This is a genomic window from uncultured Mailhella sp. (genome assembly GCF_963931295.1).
In the GTDB taxonomy this organism is placed as follows: domain Bacteria; phylum Desulfobacterota; class Desulfovibrionia; order Desulfovibrionales; family Desulfovibrionaceae; genus Mailhella.
In genome coordinates this window covers 317,781-337,459 of sequence record NZ_OZ007001.1, presented here as the reverse complement: position 1 = coordinate 337,459, position 19,679 = coordinate 317,781, and the positions used below count along the sequence as shown (strand labels likewise).

At 60.4% G+C, this 19,679-nt stretch carries 12 protein-coding genes and 1 tRNA gene; 5 read left to right on the top strand and 8 right to left on the bottom strand.

Translation table 11 applies throughout. The features are described from left to right. Window positions 1-559 precede the first annotated feature (559 nt). Window positions 560-2,563, top strand: coding sequence for an alpha-amylase family glycosyl hydrolase (locus tag ABGT79_RS01430; protein WP_346664673.1), 2,004 nt, complete (start codon window positions 560-562; stop codon window positions 2,561-2,563). Between the two features lie 717 nt (window positions 2,564-3,280). Here ABGT79_RS01430 and ABGT79_RS01425 read toward each other — a convergent pair. The 6 genes from ABGT79_RS01425 to dctP all read right to left on the bottom strand — a co-directional run bounded on the left by ABGT79_RS01425 (window position 3,281) and on the right by dctP (window position 10,421). Continuing rightward, on the bottom strand, window positions 3,281-4,552 hold the full coding sequence (locus ABGT79_RS01425) for a (Fe-S)-binding protein (protein ID WP_346664672.1): 1,272 nt from the start codon (window positions 4,550-4,552) through the stop codon (window positions 3,281-3,283). Between the two features lie 2 nt (window positions 4,553-4,554). Next, window positions 4,555-5,931 (bottom strand): FAD-linked oxidase C-terminal domain-containing protein, encoded by a 1,377-nt coding sequence (locus ABGT79_RS01420; RefSeq protein WP_346664671.1) that lies wholly within the window; start codon window positions 5,929-5,931, stop codon window positions 4,555-4,557. A gap of 18 nt (window positions 5,932-5,949) precedes the next feature. Beyond that, window positions 5,950-7,113 (bottom strand): pyridoxal phosphate-dependent aminotransferase, encoded by a 1,164-nt coding sequence (locus ABGT79_RS01415; RefSeq protein WP_346664670.1) that lies wholly within the window; start codon window positions 7,111-7,113, stop codon window positions 5,950-5,952. 117 nt (window positions 7,114-7,230) lie between these two features. Then, window positions 7,231-8,508 carry a TRAP transporter large permease gene (locus ABGT79_RS01410; RefSeq protein WP_346664669.1) on the bottom strand — a complete coding sequence of 426 codons (1,278 nt, stop codon included), beginning with the start codon at window positions 8,506-8,508 and terminating at the stop codon, window positions 7,231-7,233. Between the two features lie 10 nt (window positions 8,509-8,518). Then, window positions 8,519-9,133 carry a TRAP transporter small permease gene (locus ABGT79_RS01405; RefSeq protein WP_346664668.1) on the bottom strand — a complete coding sequence of 205 codons (615 nt, stop codon included), beginning with the start codon at window positions 9,131-9,133 and terminating at the stop codon, window positions 8,519-8,521. 196 nt (window positions 9,134-9,329) lie between these two features. After that, window positions 9,330-10,421: a TRAP transporter substrate-binding protein DctP gene (dctP, locus tag ABGT79_RS01400; RefSeq protein WP_346664667.1), complete on the bottom strand. Its 1,092-nt coding sequence runs from the start codon at window positions 10,419-10,421 to the stop codon at window positions 9,330-9,332. 134 nt (window positions 10,422-10,555) lie between these two features. On the opposite strand from dctP, the gene ABGT79_RS01395 reads away from it, so the two are divergent. After that, window positions 10,556-10,750: a hypothetical protein gene (locus ABGT79_RS01395; RefSeq protein ID WP_346664666.1), complete on the top strand. Its 195-nt coding sequence runs from the start codon at window positions 10,556-10,558 to the stop codon at window positions 10,748-10,750. A gap of 800 nt (window positions 10,751-11,550) precedes the next feature. Here the strand turns inward: ABGT79_RS01395 and ABGT79_RS01390 are convergent. Continuing rightward, window positions 11,551-12,051, bottom strand: coding sequence for an HD domain-containing protein (locus ABGT79_RS01390; RefSeq protein WP_346664665.1), 501 nt, complete (start codon window positions 12,049-12,051; stop codon window positions 11,551-11,553). Between the two features lie 465 nt (window positions 12,052-12,516). Between ABGT79_RS01390 and ABGT79_RS01385 the strand changes: the two genes are divergently transcribed. From ABGT79_RS01385 to tnpA, 3 genes are all read left to right on the top strand, one after another. Continuing rightward, window positions 12,517-13,185, top strand: coding sequence for a 4Fe-4S binding protein (locus ABGT79_RS01385; RefSeq protein ID WP_346664664.1), 669 nt, complete (start codon window positions 12,517-12,519; stop codon window positions 13,183-13,185). Between the two features lie 1,506 nt (window positions 13,186-14,691). Next, window positions 14,692-14,767, top strand: a tRNA-Asn gene (locus ABGT79_RS01380). 197 nt (window positions 14,768-14,964) lie between these two features. Beyond that, window positions 14,965-15,435 (top strand): IS200/IS605 family transposase, encoded by a 471-nt coding sequence (gene tnpA, locus ABGT79_RS01375; protein ID WP_346664663.1) that lies wholly within the window; start codon window positions 14,965-14,967, stop codon window positions 15,433-15,435. A 205-nt stretch (window positions 15,436-15,640) separates the two neighbouring features. On the opposite strand, the gene ABGT79_RS01370 is transcribed toward tnpA, so the two are convergent. Next, window positions 15,641-19,678, bottom strand: coding sequence for a DEAD/DEAH box helicase (locus ABGT79_RS01370; RefSeq protein WP_346664662.1), 4,038 nt, complete (start codon window positions 19,676-19,678; stop codon window positions 15,641-15,643). Window position 19,679: the final 1 nt, after the last annotated feature.

Below are 19,679 nucleotides of genomic sequence, written 5' to 3'. Positions count from 1 at the left end.
AACGGGAAGATTATGGACAGAAAGAAGGGCGAAGGGGGAGGAAAAGCCGGAAGGCTGCCTCTCAGCGATCGGGGGAACGCGGGCGACTTGAGGAGTGCAGCAGGAGACTGCGGACGCCGGGGGGCTTGGCAGGCGCTGTTCGGTCTGCGGACGCAGTGCAGGTGTGCGCTGCTGCGCCCACCTGCGGTGGCCGACTCCTGTCCGGCCTGCGCCGGGCAGTCGTGTCAAAGGAAGCGATTTCCAGAGCCTTTTATTGGTTCTTCATACTTGGGATTTATGAATCTGAACAGGTTTCGGTGGAGCTTTGGGAAATCGCGTTGTTCTGCACATGTGGCGATATGTTGCCATTCCCCCCTTGTTCATCCCCCAAAATTAAAAGTTTCAGGAAGGGGAAAGGGGGTGCGGGGGAAAGGGGACAACCCTTTTTCAAAAGGGTGTCCCCTTTCCCCCGCATCTCTCTTCTCTCTCCCCCTCCTTCCCTTCACCCTTTCTTTTAAGGGGGGAATCCGTTATGGTGGAGGGGAGTGGAACGGTATAATGGAGCTTTTGGGGGTAAGGAATGTCGCCTTTGAATCCTTTGACTGACAATGAGCTTTCGGGATATCGCTCCTTTTTGAAGGAGAGGACGCAGCGTTTTCAGGAAGAGATGGCCCGTCTTCGACGGGGGCATGGATCGCTGAAGCTGTATGCGGATTTACATCAGCGGCTGGGATTGCATCGCGGTTTGGATCCCGAGGGGCGGGACTGCTGGCGTGTAGCGGAGTACATGCCGCAGGCGACGCGGGTATGGCTGGCGACGAGCCGCACGAATTTTGAGCGGCGTCCGGAATACGAGCTGGTGAACGTTGGCGGCGGCTTATGGCGCATGTATCTGCCGAAGGACGCGCTTTTTCACGGCGACTACTATGAGTTGCACGTGGAGGGCACGGGCGAGAGCGGGGTAGTGCGCAGGGTTCCGGCGTTCGCCTGCTGGGTGGAGCAGCAGAAGGACAATCCCGACATGTGGTGCGCGCGGGTATGGGATCCGCAGACGCCGTATCTGTTCCGCTACGACAGGCCGGTGCGTCCGAAGTTTCCGCGCATTTACGAAGCGCACATCGGCATGTCGCAGGATGCGCGCAAGCACACGCCGGGCTCGGTGGGCAGTTACGACGACTTTATCCGCGACATGCTGCCGCGCATCAAGTCCGACGGCTACACGGCGGTGCAGCTCATGGGGGTTCCCGAGCATCCGCTGTACAAGTCCTTCGGGTATCAGGTAAGCAGTTATTTTGCGCCGTCGTCGCGCTACGGCACGCCGGACGGGTTCTGCCGTCTGGTGGATGAGGCGCATCATCTGGGGCTTTCTGTCATTCTGGACATCACGCACGCGCACGCCTGCGCCAATACGGAGCAGGGCATTGCCCGCTACGACACCAGTTCGTATTTCTTCGATGAGCGCTCCAATCAGTGGGGCACGCCGTCGTTTGACTTCAGCAAGGACATGACGCGGCGTTTTCTGCTGTCGAACTGCCGTTACTGGATGGAAGAGTTTCATGTGGACGGATTCAGGTTCGACGCGGTAGGCAACATGCTCTACACCGATCACGGCATCGGCGACAGTTTTGAGCATGTGGGGCGCTGCTTTTACGGGCCGGACGGCAAAAGGCGCACCAACGCGGCGGGCGAGCTGTACCTGTGCCTTGCCAACGAGCTGGTTCACAAGCTGAATCCTTCCGCCGTGACCATTGCGGAAGAGTTCAGCGGCATGCCCGGACTCACCTGTTCGCCGGATCAGGGCGGACTCGGCTTCGACTACCGCTTTGCCATGGGCCTGCCGGACTTCTGGGGCAAGTACGTGAAAACGCCTTCGGCGATGGGCAGGCTGTGGTATGAAATGACCAATCACCGCCCCTACGACCGAACGATCAGTTACGTGGAATGTCACGATCAGTGCATCAACGGCGACGACGCCATGATCTGGCGTCTTGTGGGCGATGCCATGTACACCCGCATGAGTCCCTTCAACGCCACATGGAACGAAACCCGCGGCGTGGCTCTCTACAGGCTCATGCGCGGCATCACCCTCATGTCCGCCGACGCGGGCTACCTGAACTTCATGGGTGCGGAATTCGGCCACCCCGAGTGGCTCGATGATCAGGAACACGCTCACCGTCAGTGGCAGCTCGCCGAAGATCAGGTGTCGTTCTACGCGGCCCTCGCCCGCTGGGACAAGGCGCAGATGAAGGAAATTGTGGACAAGCATCGCCGCGACTTCGCAAAGGGCCCGGAATTTCGCTTCATCCATGAAGACAAGCGCCTGCTCGCCTTCTCGCGCGGCAAACTGCTCTTCGCCTTCAACTTCCACGAAACCCGCCCGGAACCGGACTTCCGCTTCCGCGTGGAACCTGGCAAGTACGTCGAACTCATGTCCTCCGATGAACCCCGCTTCGGCGGCTGCGGCAACCTCGTCCCCCATAAGCCCCCCACCGAACACTTCAGCGACGCCTCTACCGGCATCGACCTGCAGGACATTACCCTCTACCTCCCCCCGCTCACCATGCTCGTCCTCGAACGACAGTAGAAGAGAGGAAAGGCAGAAAAGGCAGGAAAGACAGGAAAGGCATGCGGGGGAAATAATTCCCCCCGCGCCCCCCCTGTTTCTGCTTCGCAGCTAACGCTGCTTCAGCAGGCGTTGACGGGAAGGCAGGGCGAGTTCCGAAGCGATGTCTGGCAGGGGCAGGCTGCGAGGTTTGGGAGTGCTTGGCAGCCTCTGTTCTGTCTGCGGACGCAGTGCAGGTGTGTCCTCACGGACCCACCTGCGGTGGCCGACATCGATTCCGGCTTTTGCCGGAACCGATGTGAATAAGGAAGGATTTCAAGATAGTTAAAGGAGCCGGGAGAACATCCCGACTCCTTGTCTTTTTTTACGGTTGAGCGGTGGTAGCCGAGCGGCTCTCTTTCAACGCTCTGGGGCCCCGGGCGACTTGAGGAGCCCGGCCGACGGAAGGCGCGTAGCCGGAATTCACTTCCGGCGTTAAACCCGCCGCCGTCGTGCAAGCTCTTTCGGTTGAGCGGCGGGAGCCGGTCAACCGTCCGCACTGAAGATGCAGCCGAAACCACGCCAGGCCGGCCAATCGACCCGCCGAACGGCGAAGCCGGAGGCGGAATCAGGGGGGACCGGGGGGAATTATTTCCCCCGGCGGGGTACGGGGCAGCGCCCCGTTGGCTCCGGTCTGTCTCCCTTCCAATCAATCCGGGGCAGCGCCCCGTTGCTCTTGCCTGTCCCCCTTCCATTCAATTACTTCCCGATGAGTTCGAGGGTATGGCAGGCTCTGGCGGTTGCCTTGAGGCGTTTCAGGTGGTTGTTGAGCTGGAGGACGCAGCCGGGGCACTGGGCGGTGACGACGTCGGCGCCGCTTTCGATGACGGCTTTAGCTCTGGCCTCGCCGAGTTCGTCGGCGATGTCTGGGTTTTTGAGGCTGGAGATGCCTCCGCCGCCGCAGCAGGCGCCGGGGTCGGGGAGTTCCACGAGCTTTATCCAGGGCCTGGACGCGAGTTCCTCACGGATGGCGTGTTTCACCTGATTGTCGAGGCGGAAGTGGCAGGGATCGTGAACGGCGACGACGAGCGGATCGCCGGCGCTCACGGGGCGTTCCTTCTGGCGCAGGAGGGCCGCGGCGGGCAGCGGCGGCAGGGGGGAATCGAAGCCGAAGCGGGCGTCGTGGCGGCGCAGGAACACGGCGGCGTCCACGATGCGGCCGGCGAGTTCCTTTCCGGCCAGGGTGTATTCGCGCGAGAGGGTGCGGTGGCAGGTGGCGCACAGGGTGAGCACCGGCATGGAGCCGCAGGCGGCGAACACTTCCGCGTTGTGGGCCTGCGCCTTTTCAAAGGCTTCGCCGAAGCCGCTGAGCTGGGCGGGCGCGCCGCAGCACGACTGGGCGCGGGGCAGAAACACGGTGTAGCCGCGCGCGGTGAGGGCGTTCACGAGGCGCAGCGAGGCTTCCACGTTCACGAGGCCGCCGAAGCAGCCCGTGAACAGCGCCACTTCGCCGATCTGCGTGACGTTGTCCGGCGGCATGATGCGTTCGGGCAGAAGGTCGTACAGCGACTTGGAAGCGAGGTTCGGCATGCTGCGCTTGCCCGCCGCGCCGCACAGGGCGTCGGGCAGATGGCGAATGCTGCCGCGCCGATCCAGCGGGAACAGCCACTGGAAGAACGAACAGGCGCGCACCACCTTGCGCGTGAGCTCGCGCCGGGGCAGAAGCGCGCAGGTCACCATTTTTTCCAGGCGGCGCTTCATGGTGAGCTTGCCGTCGCCTTCGGCGAGGCGGGCGTCGAGAATGATCTGTGCGCCGTCCACGCCCTTGCCGCAGATTTCCGTGCAGGAGAGGCACTGCATGCAGCTCTTGATGGATTCGTGGTAGCGTTCGCCGGGATTGAGTTCGCCGGATGCCACGGCGCGGGCCAGATCGATGCGCGCCCGCGGGCCGAAGGTTTCCACGAGATAATGCTTGTAACTGGGGCACACGCTCAGGCAGCGGCCGCAGTATTCACAGGTGGGGCCGTTCATGACTATCGCTCCAGCTTGCCGGGATTCATGATGCCGTAGGGATCGAACAGGCGGCAGATGCCCCGCATGATGCGCATTTGTTCGTCGCCGAGCTGCATGGGCATGTACTGCTTCTTTTCCAGACCGATGCCGTGTTCGCCGCTCACGGTGCCGCCGAGTTCGAGCACGGCGCGGGTGGAGGCGTCGCAGAAGGCGCGATAGGCGGCGTCTTCCGCAGGCACGCCCGGGCTGTAGAGCACCATGGGATGCAGATTGCCGTCGGCCGCGTGCGCGATGGTCACCACGTTGCAGTGATGCTCGTTCGCGAGCTTTTCCATGAGCTTGAGCGCCCTGGGCAGCAGCGACACGGGCACGGCGTAGTCCAGCGTGACCAGGCGGTCGGCCTGGCGCACCAGCGCCGCCGTGCCGCCGCGACGCGCCTTCCAGAGGGTGTCGCGTTCTTCTTCCGTGGCCGCGAATTCCATGCCGATGGCGTGATGGTCGCCGCAGATCTTCTCGATGGTCTTCATCTGTCCTTCGAGCACCATGTCGGGGCCGTCCACCTCGATGAGCAGGGCCGCGCCCGCGCCTTCGGGGCAGGGCACGCCGTACACTTCGGCCACGGTTTTCAGGAACACGCCGTCCATGAGTTCGAGCGTGCAGGGCAGAATGCGGTGACCCACAATGTCCGTGACCACGGAACCGGCTTCGGCAGCGTCGTCGAAATAGGCGAGCGCCGTGCGGATGCTTTCGGGCAGCGGAATGAGCTTCACCGTGACTTCGGCGATGAAGCCGAGCAGGCCTTCGGATCCGCAGATGAGGCGGGGCAGATCGAAGCCCGTGACGTCCTTCTGACAGCGGTTGCCCATGCGCACGATTTCGCCGCCGGGCAGCACCACGGTGAGGCCGAGCAGGTAGTCGCGGGTGACGCCGTACTTGGCTCCGCTTGCGCCGCCCGCGTTGGTGGACACGTTGCCGCCTATGGTGGAATAGAGGCAGGAGGTGGGGTTCGGCGGATACATGAGGCCCTTTTCGGCGGCGGCCTTCTGCAGCTCGGCGGTGACGCAGCCGGCCTGCACGCGGGCGAGGCGATCGGTGACGGACACCTCAAGCACCTTGTTCATGCGCGAGCTGCACAGCACGAGCCCGCCCATGACCGGCACCGGAGAGCCGGCCAGACTGGTGCCGGAACCGCGCGGATACACAGGCACGTGATGCTGATTGCACAGCCGCATGACGGCCGAAACTTCTTCCACCGAGGCGGGCAGGGCCACGGCGTCGGGCTTGTGATTGGCGAAAAGATCGTAGGCGAAGGAACGCAGATCCTCTTCGCTTTCCAGAAAGCCCTCGGAACCGAGAATATTTTTCAGCTCGCCGGCAATGCCGGAAGGCAGACTCATAGCTTTTCTCCTCTTGTGCTAGCGCGTCTTCAGGTAACGTTCGATGCGGTCCATGGCTTCGGAGAGCCTGTTTTCGTCCACGGTGCAGGCGAGGCGCACGCAGCCCTTCACGGTTTTTTCCGGCCCGAAGGGGAAGCCCGGCACCACGATGACCTGTTCCTTGTCGAGCAGATCGAGGGCAAAGGCCAGGGAATCCTGTTCCGCGGCCTCGATGTGCGGGAACAGATAAAAAGTTCCGGCAGGTTCGAGGCAGCGCACGCCGGGCATGGCGTTGAGGCGTTCGGCGGCCAGATGCGTGCGGCGGCGATAGGCGTCGCGGAAGGCGTCGAAGGGCGCGCGCGGGCCCTTGAGCGCGGCCAGGGCGGCGCGCTGATTCGGCGTGCCGGTGCTCGCCACGGAGTAGCTCAGCACTTTAATCATTTCCTTCATGATCCAGGAGGGGCCGAGGGCGTAGCCCACGCGCCATCCGGTCATGGCAAAGGCCTTGGAAAAGGAATTGAGCACCACCGTGCGCTCGAACATGCCCGGACGCGTGGCAATGCTTTCGGCCTTTCCCTGAAACACGATGCTGTCGTACACCTCGTCGGAAATCACCACAAGATCGTGGCGCACGGCGAAATCGGCGAGCATGTCGAGGGTGGCGGCGTCGAAGACCACGCCCGAAGGATTGCAGGGCGAGTTGATGAGCAGGGCGCGCGTTTTCGGAGTGAGGGCGGCTTCCATGTCGTCGAGGGTGGGAATGAAGCCGTTCTCGAAGCTGGTGGCCACGGGCACGAGTCTGCCGCCCGCGAGGGCGCAGTGGCCCTGATAGTCGGAGAAGCAGGGCGCGGGGGTGAGCACTTCGTCGCCTTCGTCGAGCAGGGTGCGCATCACGGCGAGCAGGCCGTGCATGGCGCCGGAGGTGATGAGCAGATGTTCCTCTTGCCAGGGCAGGCCGGACTTGGCGCGTTCGGCGTCGAGCAGGGCGGCGCGCAGATCGGCGTCGCCGGAGGAGGCGGCGTAATGGGTGTAGCCGTGTTCGGCGTCTTTCATGGCGGCCTCGCACACGAAGGCGGGGGTGTCGAAGTCGGGCTCGCCGATGCTGAGGGAAATGACGTCGTGATAGGCGGAAGCCTTTTCGAGCATGCTGCGGATGACGCTGAAGCGCAGCGGCGTGACGTGGGAACTGAGTTTCGTGTTCATGACAGATACCGGTTGAGGAAGCGTAAGGCTTCCCGTTGAAGGCGAAAGAAAACGCCCGCGCCCGGACGCGGGAATATTCCCGGGCCCGGGCAGAGGGAGATCAGAAAAGGCTTGAGGTTACAGGTATCCCAGCATGCGAGGGATGGTGAGACAGAAGGCGGGCACGTAGGTGACGAGCAGCAGCACGGCGAGTTCCACGGCAATGAACGGCAGCACCGAGCGGATGACGTAGGAGAGGTCGAGCTTTGTGACGCCGCAGATGACGAACAGACATACGCCGAGCGGCGGGGTGAGCAGGCCGACGGCCATGTTGAGCACCATGATCATGCCGAAGTGCAAAGGTTCGATGCCCACCTGCGTGGCCACGTTGAGGAGAGTGGGGGCCAGAATGATGATGGCCGCGCCGCCTTCCATGAACATGCCGACGAAGAGCAGCAGGATGTTGAGCAGAAGCAGGATGATGAGCTTGTTGCTGGTGACGGACTGAATGAGGGCGGCGAGCTGATTGGGAATCTGTTCGGCGGCGAGGAGCCAGGCGAAGGCGTTGGCGGTGCCGATGATGAGCAGGAGCACCGCGGTGGTGAGCACGCTGGAGCCGAGCACCTCGATGAGGTCCTTCATGCGGAGGGTGCGGTGGCAGATGCCGAGCAGCAGGGCGTAGAGCACGGCGACGGCGGCGGCTTCGGTGGAGGTGAAGATGCCGAACATGATGCCGCCCATGATGATGGTGGGGGCCATGAGGGCGGGGAGCGCCTTCCAGAATTCGCGGCAGAAGCGCTTGATGGTGAGGGGATTGGGATCGCGGGGATAGTTTTCGCGGATGGCGACGAAGTAGCTGTAGGCCATCATGCCGAGGCCGAGCATGAGGCCGGGCACGATGCCTGCCATGAAGAGTCCGCCGATGCTCATGCCGGTGGTGACGCCCATGATGACCATGAGGATGGAGGGCGGAATGATGGGACCCATGGTGGAGGCGGCGGCGGTGACGGCGGCGCTGAAGCCGGGATTGTAGCCGTTCTTGATCATGCCGGGAACCATGATGGAGCCGATGGCGGCGGCGTCGGCGACGGCGGAGCCGCTGATGCCGCCGAGGAACATGGAGGCGGCGATGTTGGAATGGGCGAGACCGCCGGGAATGCGGCCGACCAGCATGTAGGAGAAGTCGATGAGGCGCTGGGTGATGCCGCACTTGTTCATGAGATCGCCGGCGAGCACGAAGAAGGGCACGGCGAGAAGGGAGAAGGAGTTGAAGCCCTGGAACATGCGCTGCACGACCACGAGCAGGGAGGTGTCGTGAAGCATGAGGCCCGCCACCGTGGTGAAGGCGAGGCAGAGGGCGACCGGCACGCCGAGGAACAGCGAGACCAGAAAGACGAGAAAAATGAGCATGAGCATGACGAGATCCCTACTTGCTGTCGCGGTTCTGAGAGAGGGGATCGAAGACGGGGGCTTCCTGAGAATTTTCGCAGGTGGCGGCGACTTCGGAGATGTCTTCCATAACGGTGCTTGCGATGCTGGCGTTGGAGCCGGCGCTGGTGGGGAAGCGATCCTGGAGCATGTCGGCGATCATGGAAAGGGCCATGAGGGCGCCGCCCACGGGCAGGCAGAGGTACGGATAGATCATGGGAAGCTGAAGCGCAGGAGAAACCTGCATGGCGCCGCGCATGGCAAAGGCCCAGCCCTTGACCGTGACGAGCAGGAAGAACGCCAGCATGACAAGCTGAATGATCGGGGCGAGATATTTGTCGTACACGCCGGAAGGCAGATGTTCGACGAGAATGCGGACGCCGAGATGCCTGCCCTGACGCAGGGCGGCGGCGCTGCCGAGCATGGCCATCCAGCACATGCTGAACCGGGCGATTTCCTCGCTGGTTTCAAAGGTGAACAGATGCGTAACGCGGCAGAAAACCTGCCCCAGCGTGGCCACGACCATAATAATGCAGAGGGCGATGCCCAGCCACAGACTGACCTTCATGAGAACATTGGTCAGCCTGTTGACCTGAAGGGAGATCAACGTCATGACATTTTTCATTAGGGTAAACCTCAAAAGGAAGGAAGCGCCGGACAGGCGCTTCGGTTAAGGCCCGCACAGGAAAAAGTCGGGGACGATGCCACCGTCAAAAGACCGTGCGGATGTTTCGGGACAAAACAACTGGGAAAGGCTCATTCCGCAGAAAAAGCCTTTCCCGGGAACACTGGCTGCGGGGCGGAAGCGCCTACTTGCCGGAACGGGCGATCTTCACCATTTCCTGAGCTTCGCGGATGCATTCATCCATGAGCTGCTGTTCGTGGCCGGCGACCTTGGCTTCGGCCTCGTTCGCGGCCTTGATGGCGTCGTCGACCCACTGCTGACCGACGCGGTCGGCAATGATCTTGAGGGCGGCGGGCTGGGCGGCTTCGCGGAACATCTTCTGTTCTTCGGGGGTGGGCTGATGAATCTTCATGCCCTTGTCGGCCATGTCCTTGAGGGCGGCGGCGTCGCTTGCGGCGGTGATGCCGGCGTGCACGATGCAGAAGGCCTGCGCGCCCTTGTAGAGGGCTTCCTGCTGGGCGGGGGTCAGGCTCTGGAACTTGTCTTCGTTGATGAAGATGAGCAGCGGGCCGTAGAGATGACCGTCAAGCACGAGGCTGTCCAGCACTTCGTAGAACTTGGAGTCGTGAATGTTGGCGATGGGGCATTCCATGCCGTCCACCACGCCCTGCTGCAGGGCCATGTAGAGCTCGCTGTAGGAAATGGGAGTGGGGGAAGCGCCGAGGCCGCGGGTCATGGCCATGTGGGCGGGGTTTTCCATCACGCGGATCTTGAGATCCTTCATGTCGGCGGGGCTCTTCAGTTCCACGCCCTTGGCGGTGAAGTGACGGAAGCCGTGTTCGGCCACGGCGAGAATGCGCACGCCGGTTCTCTTGCAGAATTCGTCGGAAAGCTTCTTCACGAAGTCGGACTTCAGAAATTCCCAGCCCGCGGGGCTGCTCTGAATGAGGTAGGGAATGTCGAACACCATGGTCTGGGGCACGAAGTTGGCGGCAGGGCCGCTCGTGAGGGTGCCCATGTCGATGGTGCCCATCTGAATGCCTTCTAGGGCTTCGGCTTCGCCGCCGAGCTTGCTCGCGTGATAGAACACGAGTTCGACTTCGCCGTTGGTGGCTTTGCGGACCATGTCGGTATAGACGTCGGCCGCGCAGACGGTGCGGTTTTCCGGGGTGTCGGGGCCGGAGTTGGCCACCTTGAGGGTGATTTTGGCCTCAGCGGCGACGGAGCCGGCGAGAAGCATGGCCAGAGACATGAGAACTGCAAGAGACTTTTTCAAGGGAACGCACCTCTGAAACTTGCTGTTGATGGGGAGAGAACGCTTTCCGGTCGTTGTGGCGCAACGGAAAGACTGCTGTGAGCACGTTATTCCTGATGGATGATTTTGTCAATAATGATACAAAACACAACTAGTTGAAAGAAAAAGACTTTTTTAAAAATATTCAAAATTTTTCACGCTTGTCGACAAAAATGGCCGTCCGAGGTGACATTTTTGGCAGAACCGGGGCTGTGTTTGACGCAAAAAGCGCCCCCTTGGGGATGGCGGAACAAGCCGGAAAAACGCGCCGTGAAAAGTTCCTGCGACGACGCGCCGTGCATTCGGGCTGAGGAAGGGGAGCCGCGGGGACAGGGGCATTCTGCGCGAGAGGGGGGAATGTCTGGAACAGGAGGGCAACGCCGCCTTGAAATAGCGGGCTATTCTGTGCGAGGGGGGATGCCCGGTCTGCCCGCATCTCGGGCGCTTCGGCGTTTGCCTTGTCCCGTTTGCGCAAGACACACTGTACAGACTGCGGGACTTGTACGACGGCGGCTGCGTTTAACGCCGGAAGTGAATCCCGCCTGCTTATGCCCCTCGGCGCGACCGACATTTTCCTTTTTCCGAGTGCCGCAACTGCCCGTTTGTGCAAGATACGCCGTGCGGCCTGCGGAATTTGTACGACGGGCATTGCGTTTAACGGCGGGAGTGAATCCCGCCTGCTTATGCTCGTCGGCGCGACCGCCTGAAGGCAGGTCGCGGGCTCCAGAGCGTTGAAAGGGCGTTTTGGATTTTACCTTCGCGGCCCTTGATGTTTTTCCCAGAAAATCTGGAAATCCCATCCTTTGATGCGACTGTCCGGCGGGGGCCGGACAGGAGTCGGCCGCCGCAGGTGGGTCCGGCAGGACACACCTGCACTGAGACCGCAGACAAAACAGCGCCTGCCGAGCACTCCGGCGACCGCAGTCTGCCCATGTCAGACATCGCTTCGGCAACTCGCCTTGCCTGCCCACTCCCGCCCCGCCGAGGGCGCAGCCTTCGGCGGAAACAGGGGGGCGCGGGGGGGATTATTTCCCCCGCATGCCTTTCCTGTCTTTCCTGCCTTTCCCGGGGCGGAGCCCCGTTGCTCTGGCCTGTCTCCCTTCCATTCCAACTATTCTTCTTCGAGTCCGAACATGGTTTTGCAGATTCTTGATCCGGAGGGGGTGCGGAAGATGCGGCGGAGGGCGGCGGAGGCGGCGTGTTTGCTTTCGTTGTCTTCGTAGAGGTTGACGAGGAAGTCGGCCTCAACGAGGATCTGGTAGTCGGGGTCGTGGATATCGGTGTAGGTATGGTGGTGTCCCACGAGGAAGCAGACGCGGTTGACGACGTCGGGGTCGATATCGAGGTTTTCGAGCAGGCGGCGGGCTTCGGCGGGGCCTTCCTGTTCCTGGAGCGCGCCGGAGCAGCTTCCGAACTTGGTTTCGGCCGGGCGGATGCCGATATCGTGAACGAGGGCCGCGGATTCGAGCACGAACTGCGTGCGGGCGTCGAGCTGCTCTTCGCGTCCGATGAGCCGGGCGAAGGCGTGTACCTTGGTCAGGTGCTGGATCCTTTTGGGATCATTGGCAAAGTAGTCGATCATGGCAAGAAAGATGCGGTCCGTGGCATCCATGGCAAATACTCCTGCGTGAGAACTGTTGCGCCGCCGGGGAAGCGGGATGCGTCTCGATGGTCGGGGCGGAAGCGTTTCCTGGGGCGGCACGGAACGGGCGCGGCGAACGGACGCAAGTCGCGTCTGTTGCCGGCGTCGCCGGGGCGTCCGGACATGTCCGGAGGGCCGTTTCGGCAAAACGTGACGCCTTTTTTCCGGCGTCGGGCGAATTTCGCTCTGGTGTACGACCCCGGCTTTGCGGCGTCAATGCCCGGGATCACAGAAAAATATCCTTGCGCGGCGCATGTTCGGGATTATCTTTGACGGGCGGACTCCCGCAGGCCGGGAAGGTTCGTTCCGGGCGCGGTTCGCATGCTGTTTCGCGTTCTGGACTTCGTCGAAATTCTTCGCGCGCGGCATTCGGTCGCGCGGTCACGTTCACAGGCGCTCCCCGCAAGCGCTTCATCAGTTCATCAGGAGAAAATTATGCTCAGAAGAATCATCCATATCAATGAAGACGCCTGCACCGGCTGCGGCCTGTGCGCCTCCGCCTGCCACGAAGGAGCCATCGTCATGCAGGACGGCAAGGCCCGTCTCGTGCGCGACGACTACTGCGACGGCCTCGGCGACTGCCTGCCCGCCTGTCCTGCCGGAGCCATTTCCTTCGACTTCCGCGAGGCCGACGCCTACGACGAAAGCGCCGTGAAAGCCCATCTGGAACAGTCCGGACGCACCCTGCACGTCGAACCCGCGGGCGAAGAAACGTCGGAACTGCGCTTCTGGCCCGTGCAGATCAAACTTGCGCCCCTCTCCGCGCCCTATTTCCAGAACGCCGACCTGCTCATCGCCGCCGACTGCACCGCCTACGCCTTCGCCGACTTCCACCGCCGCTTCATGCGCGGCCGCGTCACCCTCATCGGCTGCCCTAAGCTCGACGCCGTCAACTACGCGGAAAAACTTGGAGAAATCCTGCGTCAGAACTCCGTGCGCAGCATTACCGTCGTCCGCATGGACGTCCCCTGCTGCGGCGGCATGGAACTCGCCGTCCAAAAGGCCGTCGCCGCCTGCGGACGCAACATCCCCTGCGAAGTCGTCACCATTGCCCGCAACGGCAACATCCTCCCCGCCGCTCCGAAACTCCGTCCCCTGCTGTAGAAGAGGAAGTGGAAGGGGACGGCAAGAGCCCTCGGGGCGCTGCCCCGAGAAAGGCAGGAAAGGCAGAAAAGGCAGAAAAGGCATGCGGGGGAAATAATTCCCCCCGCGCCCCCCTGTTTCTGCCTCCCGGCTTCGCCGGTTCGGCAGGACGGGGTGAACGGGAAGATTATGCCCGAAGCCAAGAGCGAGGGGGGGGGAGTGCCGTCGGAAGGCCGTTTTTCGACGCTCTGGGGCCCCGGGCGACGTCAGGAGCCCGGCCGACGGCAGGCGCGCAGCCGGAATTCACTTCCGGCGTTAAGCGCAGCCGCCGTCGTGCAAGCTCCGCAGATCGTACAGCGTGTCCGACGCAGACGGGATTGCGCAGTCGTTGGGACGCTGCAAGGTCAGAAATAATTCCCCCCGCGCCCCCCTGTTTCTGCCTCCCGGCTTCGCCGGTTCGGCAGGACGGGGTGAACGGGAAGATTATGCCCGAAGCCAAGGGCGAGGGGAGGGAGTTCCGTCGGAAGGCCGTTTTTCGATGCTCTGGGGCCCCGGGCGACGTCAGGAGCCCGGCCGACGGCAGGCGCGCAGCCGGAATTCACTTCCGGCGTTAAGCGCAGCCGCCGTCGTGCAAGCTCTGCAGATCGTACAGCGTGTCTTGCGCAGACGGGGCTGTGCGGTTTTCGGAAGTCTGCAAGGTCAGAAATAATTCCCCCCGCGCCCCCCTGTTTCTGCCTCCCGGCTTCGCCGGTTCGGCAGGACGGGGTGAACGGGAAGATTATGCCCGAAGCCAAGAGCGAGGGGGGGGAGTGCAGTCGGAAGGCCGTTTTTCAACGCTCTGGGGCCCCGGGCGACGTCAGGAGCCCGGCCGACGGCAGGCGCGCAGCCGGAATTCATTTCCGGCGTTAAGCGCAGCCGCCGTCGTGCAAGCTCCGCAGATCGTACAGCGTGTCCGACGCAGACGGGATTGCGCAGTCGTTGGGACGCTGCAAGGTCAGAAATAATTCCCCCCGCGCCCCCCTGATTCTGCCTCCCGGCTTCGCCGGTTCGGCAGGACGGGGTGAACGGGAAGATTATGCCCGAAGCCAAGAGCGAGGGTGGGGGAGTGCAGTCGGAAGGCCGTTTTTCAACGCACTGGGGCCCCGGGCGACGTCAGGAGCCCGGCCGACGGCAGGCGCGCAGCCGGAATTCACTTCCGGCGTTAAGCGCAGCCGCCGTCGTGCAAGCAATGCAGTTCGTACAGCGTGTCTTGCGCAGACGGGACATGGCAGACGCCGATGCGCTCGAATGTCGCGCTCGCTTGCGGTGCTCGCATCCTGTCCGGTCTTCGAGAGTCGTGAGCAAGGCAGGGGAGTGAGCGGTGAAACCGTGGGATCAGGCTTGAAGTCACGCAAAACGCTTCCGATGTCGCAAAACTGCCGCGTTTGCACGCCCTTTGTCGGAAAAAATGTTGAAAGCGCAAAAAAAATGCTTGACGCCTGACCCCAAAACGACTAACTACATCCCTGCAACGACGAGTTGCTTCGTTCCCCGATAGCTCAATAGGCAGAGCGGGTGACTGTTAATCACTAGGTTGGCGGTTCAAGTCCGTCTCGGGGAGCCATAGAAATCAAGCCCTTGCGATGAACATCGTGAGGGCTTTTTCGTTAAGGCCTTCAGGCAGTTGAGGGAGCGGAAGCGACCGAAACAGAAAACCACCCGCTAAGCGGGTGGAACACAAAACGGTTATACCTAAAAAAACACCTTTTCGACAAGACGGAGTTGTTCAGGCTCCCGTCCACATCGAAAAGGTGTTTTTTTATGGCGAAAGAACAACATCCGGCACATGCGAAATGGCTGTGCAGGTGCCGCATTGTCTTCACTCCCAAGTACAGGAGAAAAGTGATTTGCGGGCAATACCGTGAAGAAACAGAAGAAATAATACGACAGATCAATTGTAAGGGAATTGAAAGCATTGATGGGCATATGAGGATAGACCATATGCTTGTCATGATGCCGCCAAAGTATGCGATATCATCCGTTATGTGGTATATAAAGGGTAAAAGTTCACTGATGATTTTTGATGAATTTTCCCAGCTGAAATACCGGTATGGCAATCGGAGATTCTGGAGCGTGGGATATTACGTCAGCACCGCAGGTTTGAACGAAGCCACAATCAGGAAATATATACGGGAGCAGGATAGAGAAGATATCATGCTCGATAAGAGGACAGGGAATATAGGGATGCGTTCAGCCTCAAAGCGGAGAAAATTCTTTGGGAGCATACTGTGAGTCAACGTGCATGGGGGCTTGAACAGGTGAAAAAGACAGGGCGCCGACCTGAGAAGTTCAGGCAGGCGCCCTTAAGGCGCGATTAAGTAACAAGACCTTGCGGAGCAGGGCAATCCACCCGTTTTACAGTGAGTCTGATTTATTTGTTTTTCTCCGGACAAAACGTTCGCGGAAGGTGGAACGGCAACTTTTGCAACCGGACGGTTCAGCAGCCGTACGGCTCCATGACGGCCAGCACATCAATGCTGATGTCGACGTGCTGCGTGAAGCCGGCCCAGCGAAGAACGACACTGGAGGAAAGAACGTGTTCCTTTCCTTCTTCCAGCAACGTCTCCCAGGCACGACTTTTCAGACGGCTGCCGAGACGGCAGAAGGCAAAGAGTCCTCCGGGAGTGAAAACAGGGCCGCGTTTCGTACTGTATCCGAGGGGGTGCATGGGGATGAAGCAGCGGACGTCATATCCGTTTTTGTTTTCCGTCAGCAGAGGCGGGCAGAGCAGCACGTTGAGTCCGTACGCATTCACCAGCAGTGCCTGGTCGATGTCCGGGCAGTCCTGCCTGTTCAGACACCCGCATATTTCAGCCAGCTTTTGGCAGCTGTCTTTGGTCGGGGAACTTTTCTTTAAAAGGAGAGGCCACAGAAGTTCGGCCAGATCCTGTTTTCCGTCGCCCACGAGCTTGTGCTGCAGCAGGCTGTACTGCTCCTTGTAGAATCGGCCCACGGCATACTGCAGCTGAGAAAAAGGCGGGTAATCCGATTCCTTGATGTCGCCCGGGTAAGAGGCCCGTTCCAGGATTTCCTCGGGAGTGACGTTGTTTTTTCTCAGTCGGCGTATCTGTTTTGGGGAAAGCAGACCTCCGTAGGTAAAAGGCAGGGCCGACAGCGGAACTCCTTTGCGCAAGCGCACGGCAAGGCTCGGCAGCTGGGCGGCAAGCGCAGGACTGAGGGATGTTCCTTCCGGAAAATATTCGCTGGAGGCGGGGAAAAAACGACTGCACATCTGTGCGGCCCATGACATGCGTTCAATTTTCTGTGCGGAAACGTGAAGCGAGGTTTTCGAGAGGTTTCGTATGGTGTCCTTCGTGTACTTCGTAATGTCGTTGTGCCGTCCTTCCAGCCAGCACAGCGTGATGAGCAGGGCGCTCAGGAAGAAAGGCTCGGCCAGGTAGTCGGTCTGATCGTTGCTCAGGTTCAGTTCGGATTTGATTTCCGTCTGAATGCTGCGGCCTTCCTCCTGCACGAAAGAAGATATGGCGGTCACGAGATCTTCCGTCACGGCATTGCGCACGTCGGCCCCCTGGGAGGAAAGCACGCGTGCCATGGCGGATCGGAAGTCCTTTCGTCGTTCTTCCTTCCATGCGTCTGCCCTGTCTTTGCCGATGTGGATTTTTTGAAATTCCTTCAGGCAGCTCACCATGCTCTTGAGCACTTCGCGACAGGACAGAAATGCGGGCAGAAGCAGTTCGGCCGGCGCTTCGCGGAGCTGGTTTTTTTTCAGTACGGCGTTGAGTTTCGCTATCCAGTGGGCCATGGGATTCACGCTCTCCCAGCTCATGCCCGTGTCGATGAGGGCCTCCCCCTGTTCCAGAAGAGAGTACACATCTTTTCCGTTGACGGATGAGTCCTTTTTCGCCAGTCGAAGGTCTGGTTCAAAGGTCATGTTGCAGGCCAGATCAAGAACTTTTTCAACGAAGTTCAGCAGGCGTTTTTTCTGCTCCTCGTTGTTTTTAATGTTATGGAAAAAGAAGGTGCTCCGGAGAACGTTGAACACTTCTTTGGCGCGAACGGGAGATTTTCTGCGCTGTTCGGCCATGCGGAGAGCGTCCATGACGGTGCGGAAGCTCTCGAAACTGATGTCGTCCAATTCGTCGAGCATGTCGTCGGACAGCTTGCGGAGATCTTCCTTTTTCAGCGCCATGCTGCGCAGCGGCGACTGTTCCCTGTAGTAGGATACCAGCTTGTCCAGATGCGATGTTTTTGTGCAGCAGTCGATCATGATGCAGGCTTCCGGGGACTTGTTGCTGGTTTTAAAACGTCCTATCCGGCCGAGAATGTTGTGATACTCGTTTTCCGTAAGGGGGCGGAGTTCTTCACCGCCGTGCTTTTCCCGAGGAAATTCCAAGTCCAGGAGCATGAGCTCGTCGGCATGCAGATTGACGCCGTAGCTCAGGGTTTCGGTGCAGAAGGCTACAGGCGTCAGCGAGCAGGCGGCGTCGTTTTTGAATAGTTTTTCCGTTACCTGGCGCAAGGCGCGGGGCATGTCGCTGTCGTGCATGTAAACGCCGAACTCGGCCCATTCCATTCTTTTCTTTCCGTAGTCGCCGGGAATGTCATAATTGGTGCAGCAGATATGTATGTCTTCGGCCGCCTTGCTGTTGCCGTCTTCCTTATTCTGTGATGGATCGCAGAGACCGTGCCTTCTCAGGTCGAACAGTTCGTTCGCCAGGTTTACCAGCTTGTTTTTGCTGTTGCCGACGACAAGAAGGCGTTTTCTGTCTTTCGACCGGTCGTCAATCCACTGGGCGATGGTATGGATGCTCTGAGGCTGGTGGGCATTGTCGTCTTTGAATTTTTTTGCCTGGGCCTTCAGATGGTTGAGCAATGTTGAACAGTGTTCGAAGCTGAGCATTCTGTCGGACTGCGTGGAGAACTCCACCAGAGGAACCTCTGTGGGCGTGGAAGTTCTTCCGTACAGCAGGGCCACGTGACATACCTTCTGAGGACGCGAGCGACCGGAAACGGTCATGGCCGGAAGTTCTTTGTCGTCCAGAGTCCGCGACAGATAGGAGTCGAGGGAGGGGACATCCTTCCGGTCTTCCACAAGTTCCGTGGTGACGGCCGCAATGCGGAGGAAGGGAGCGTCGTCGTTCTGACATGTTTTCAGCTTGGCCAGCAGCATGTCCAGAGGACCTCCCCGCTGTTCGCTGCCGAGCATATGCACTTCGTCCAGCACAACCATGCCGAGTTTCGTCAGCATGTGGCGGTTCATGGAAAGAATGACGTTGGCCTTCTCGTTGACGATGCAGGCAATGTCGAAGCAGGCCGCGCCGAACCTCCAGTCCTGTTCGCTTTCTTCTCCCGTGGAGAGAATGACGTCGTGTCCGGGAAGCAGACGTTTCAGTTTTTGGAAAACTTCTTCCACAAGTGCCCTTGTCGGGCCGATATACAGCGCTTTTCTGCCGGAAATGAGCGTGTTTACCATGAGTCCCTGGGCCAGCAGCGTCTTGCCGGAACCAGTGGGGCCGGTGATGATGACATTGGGCAGCAGACGATCGTCCTGCATGCTGTCGAGAAACAGCTGTTCCCTGTCGGGCAGGGCGTCGGCGCGGCCGAGACTGTTTTCCGGCAGGGCAGACCTGAACAGTTCCGTTTGTTCGCCGCCCTGAAGGATTTCCTTTCTGATTTCCTCGCAGTCGGCGGCGGCCATCAGAAAAAAAGCTGCCGGCGTATTCTTGTCGGCATTTTCGCACGCCGTGTCGGCGACGGAAGGAGCCGGTTCCGGAGCGATTTCGTAAAGAGGTCTCAGCCTAAAGTTCATCAGTTCGGCAAGACCCCGGCTCCATCGTTCCCCTGTTTCTTCTCCGTGGCGTACGAATTTGCCGTGCTGCTCGGGAATGGGAAAAATGAAGCGTCCTTCCTGCAGAGCCTTTTCCAGAGACTCCGGGGATGAGAGATCCTTCCCGTTTCCCGTTTCCCGGTCATGGCCTTCAAGGTTGCGTATATCGCTGCTGTGAAGAAGAATAAAGGTAGTTTTTTCCCTCCTGCACAGGGCGACTTTTCTTTCCACCGCCTCCGGGTCGTTCAGCGGGAGAAGATTGCTGCGCGAGTCCGTACAGGCGGAAATAAGCATGCTCCAGTCGTCGTAACTGGTGGAGTAGGAAAGGGAGCGGGTTTCCGCCGCCACCTCCAGCGCAGCAGCCGCCGATGCGGGCTTGATGCCGAGCTGTGGAAAACCGCTTTTGGGAGACGCCTCAACGTCCTGTTCTACGTCGATGTGGAGTGTGAGCCGGGTATGGGGAGAAATTCTGTCCTTCTGCAGCCGCGCGAGGATGGAATCGACGGTTTCGTACAAAAAAGGGTGGTCGGGATCGAGAGGGATGAGCTCATCTTCGGAAGTTTTCAGTCTTATCGTGTTCTTGGAAAAGTCGGAATCCTGTTCAAGCTCCAGCCAGCAGCAGAAATCCTCCTTGTCGGCAGACTCGCTCAGTACGGGAAATCCTGTTCTTGCTATGCGAATGGCCATG

Coding starts and splice junctions, on each gene's coding strand:
- ABGT79_RS01385 (WP_346664664.1), top strand. CDS start 12,517: ATGCTCAGAAGAATCATCCATATCAATGAAGACGCCTGCACCGGCTGC.
- ABGT79_RS01430 (WP_346664673.1), top strand. CDS start 560: ATGTCGCCTTTGAATCCTTTGACTGACAATGAGCTTTCGGGATATCGC.
- ABGT79_RS01425 (WP_346664672.1), bottom strand. CDS start 4,552: ATGAACGGCCCCACCTGTGAATACTGCGGCCGCTGCCTGAGCGTGTGC.
- ABGT79_RS01420 (WP_346664671.1), bottom strand. CDS start 5,931: ATGAGTCTGCCTTCCGGCATTGCCGGCGAGCTGAAAAATATTCTCGGT.
- ABGT79_RS01410 (WP_346664669.1), bottom strand. CDS start 8,508: ATGCTCATGCTCATTTTTCTCGTCTTTCTGGTCTCGCTGTTCCTCGGC.
- ABGT79_RS01405 (WP_346664668.1), bottom strand. CDS start 9,133: ATGACGTTGATCTCCCTTCAGGTCAACAGGCTGACCAATGTTCTCATG.
- ABGT79_RS01390 (WP_346664665.1), bottom strand. CDS start 12,051: ATGGATGCCACGGACCGCATCTTTCTTGCCATGATCGACTACTTTGCC.
- ABGT79_RS01415 (WP_346664670.1), bottom strand. CDS start 7,113: ATGAACACGAAACTCAGTTCCCACGTCACGCCGCTGCGCTTCAGCGTC.
- ABGT79_RS01370 (WP_346664662.1), bottom strand. CDS start 19,678: ATGGCCATTCGCATAGCAAGAACAGGATTTCCCGTACTGAGCGAGTCT.
- tnpA (WP_346664663.1), top strand. CDS start 14,965: ATGGCGAAAGAACAACATCCGGCACATGCGAAATGGCTGTGCAGGTGC.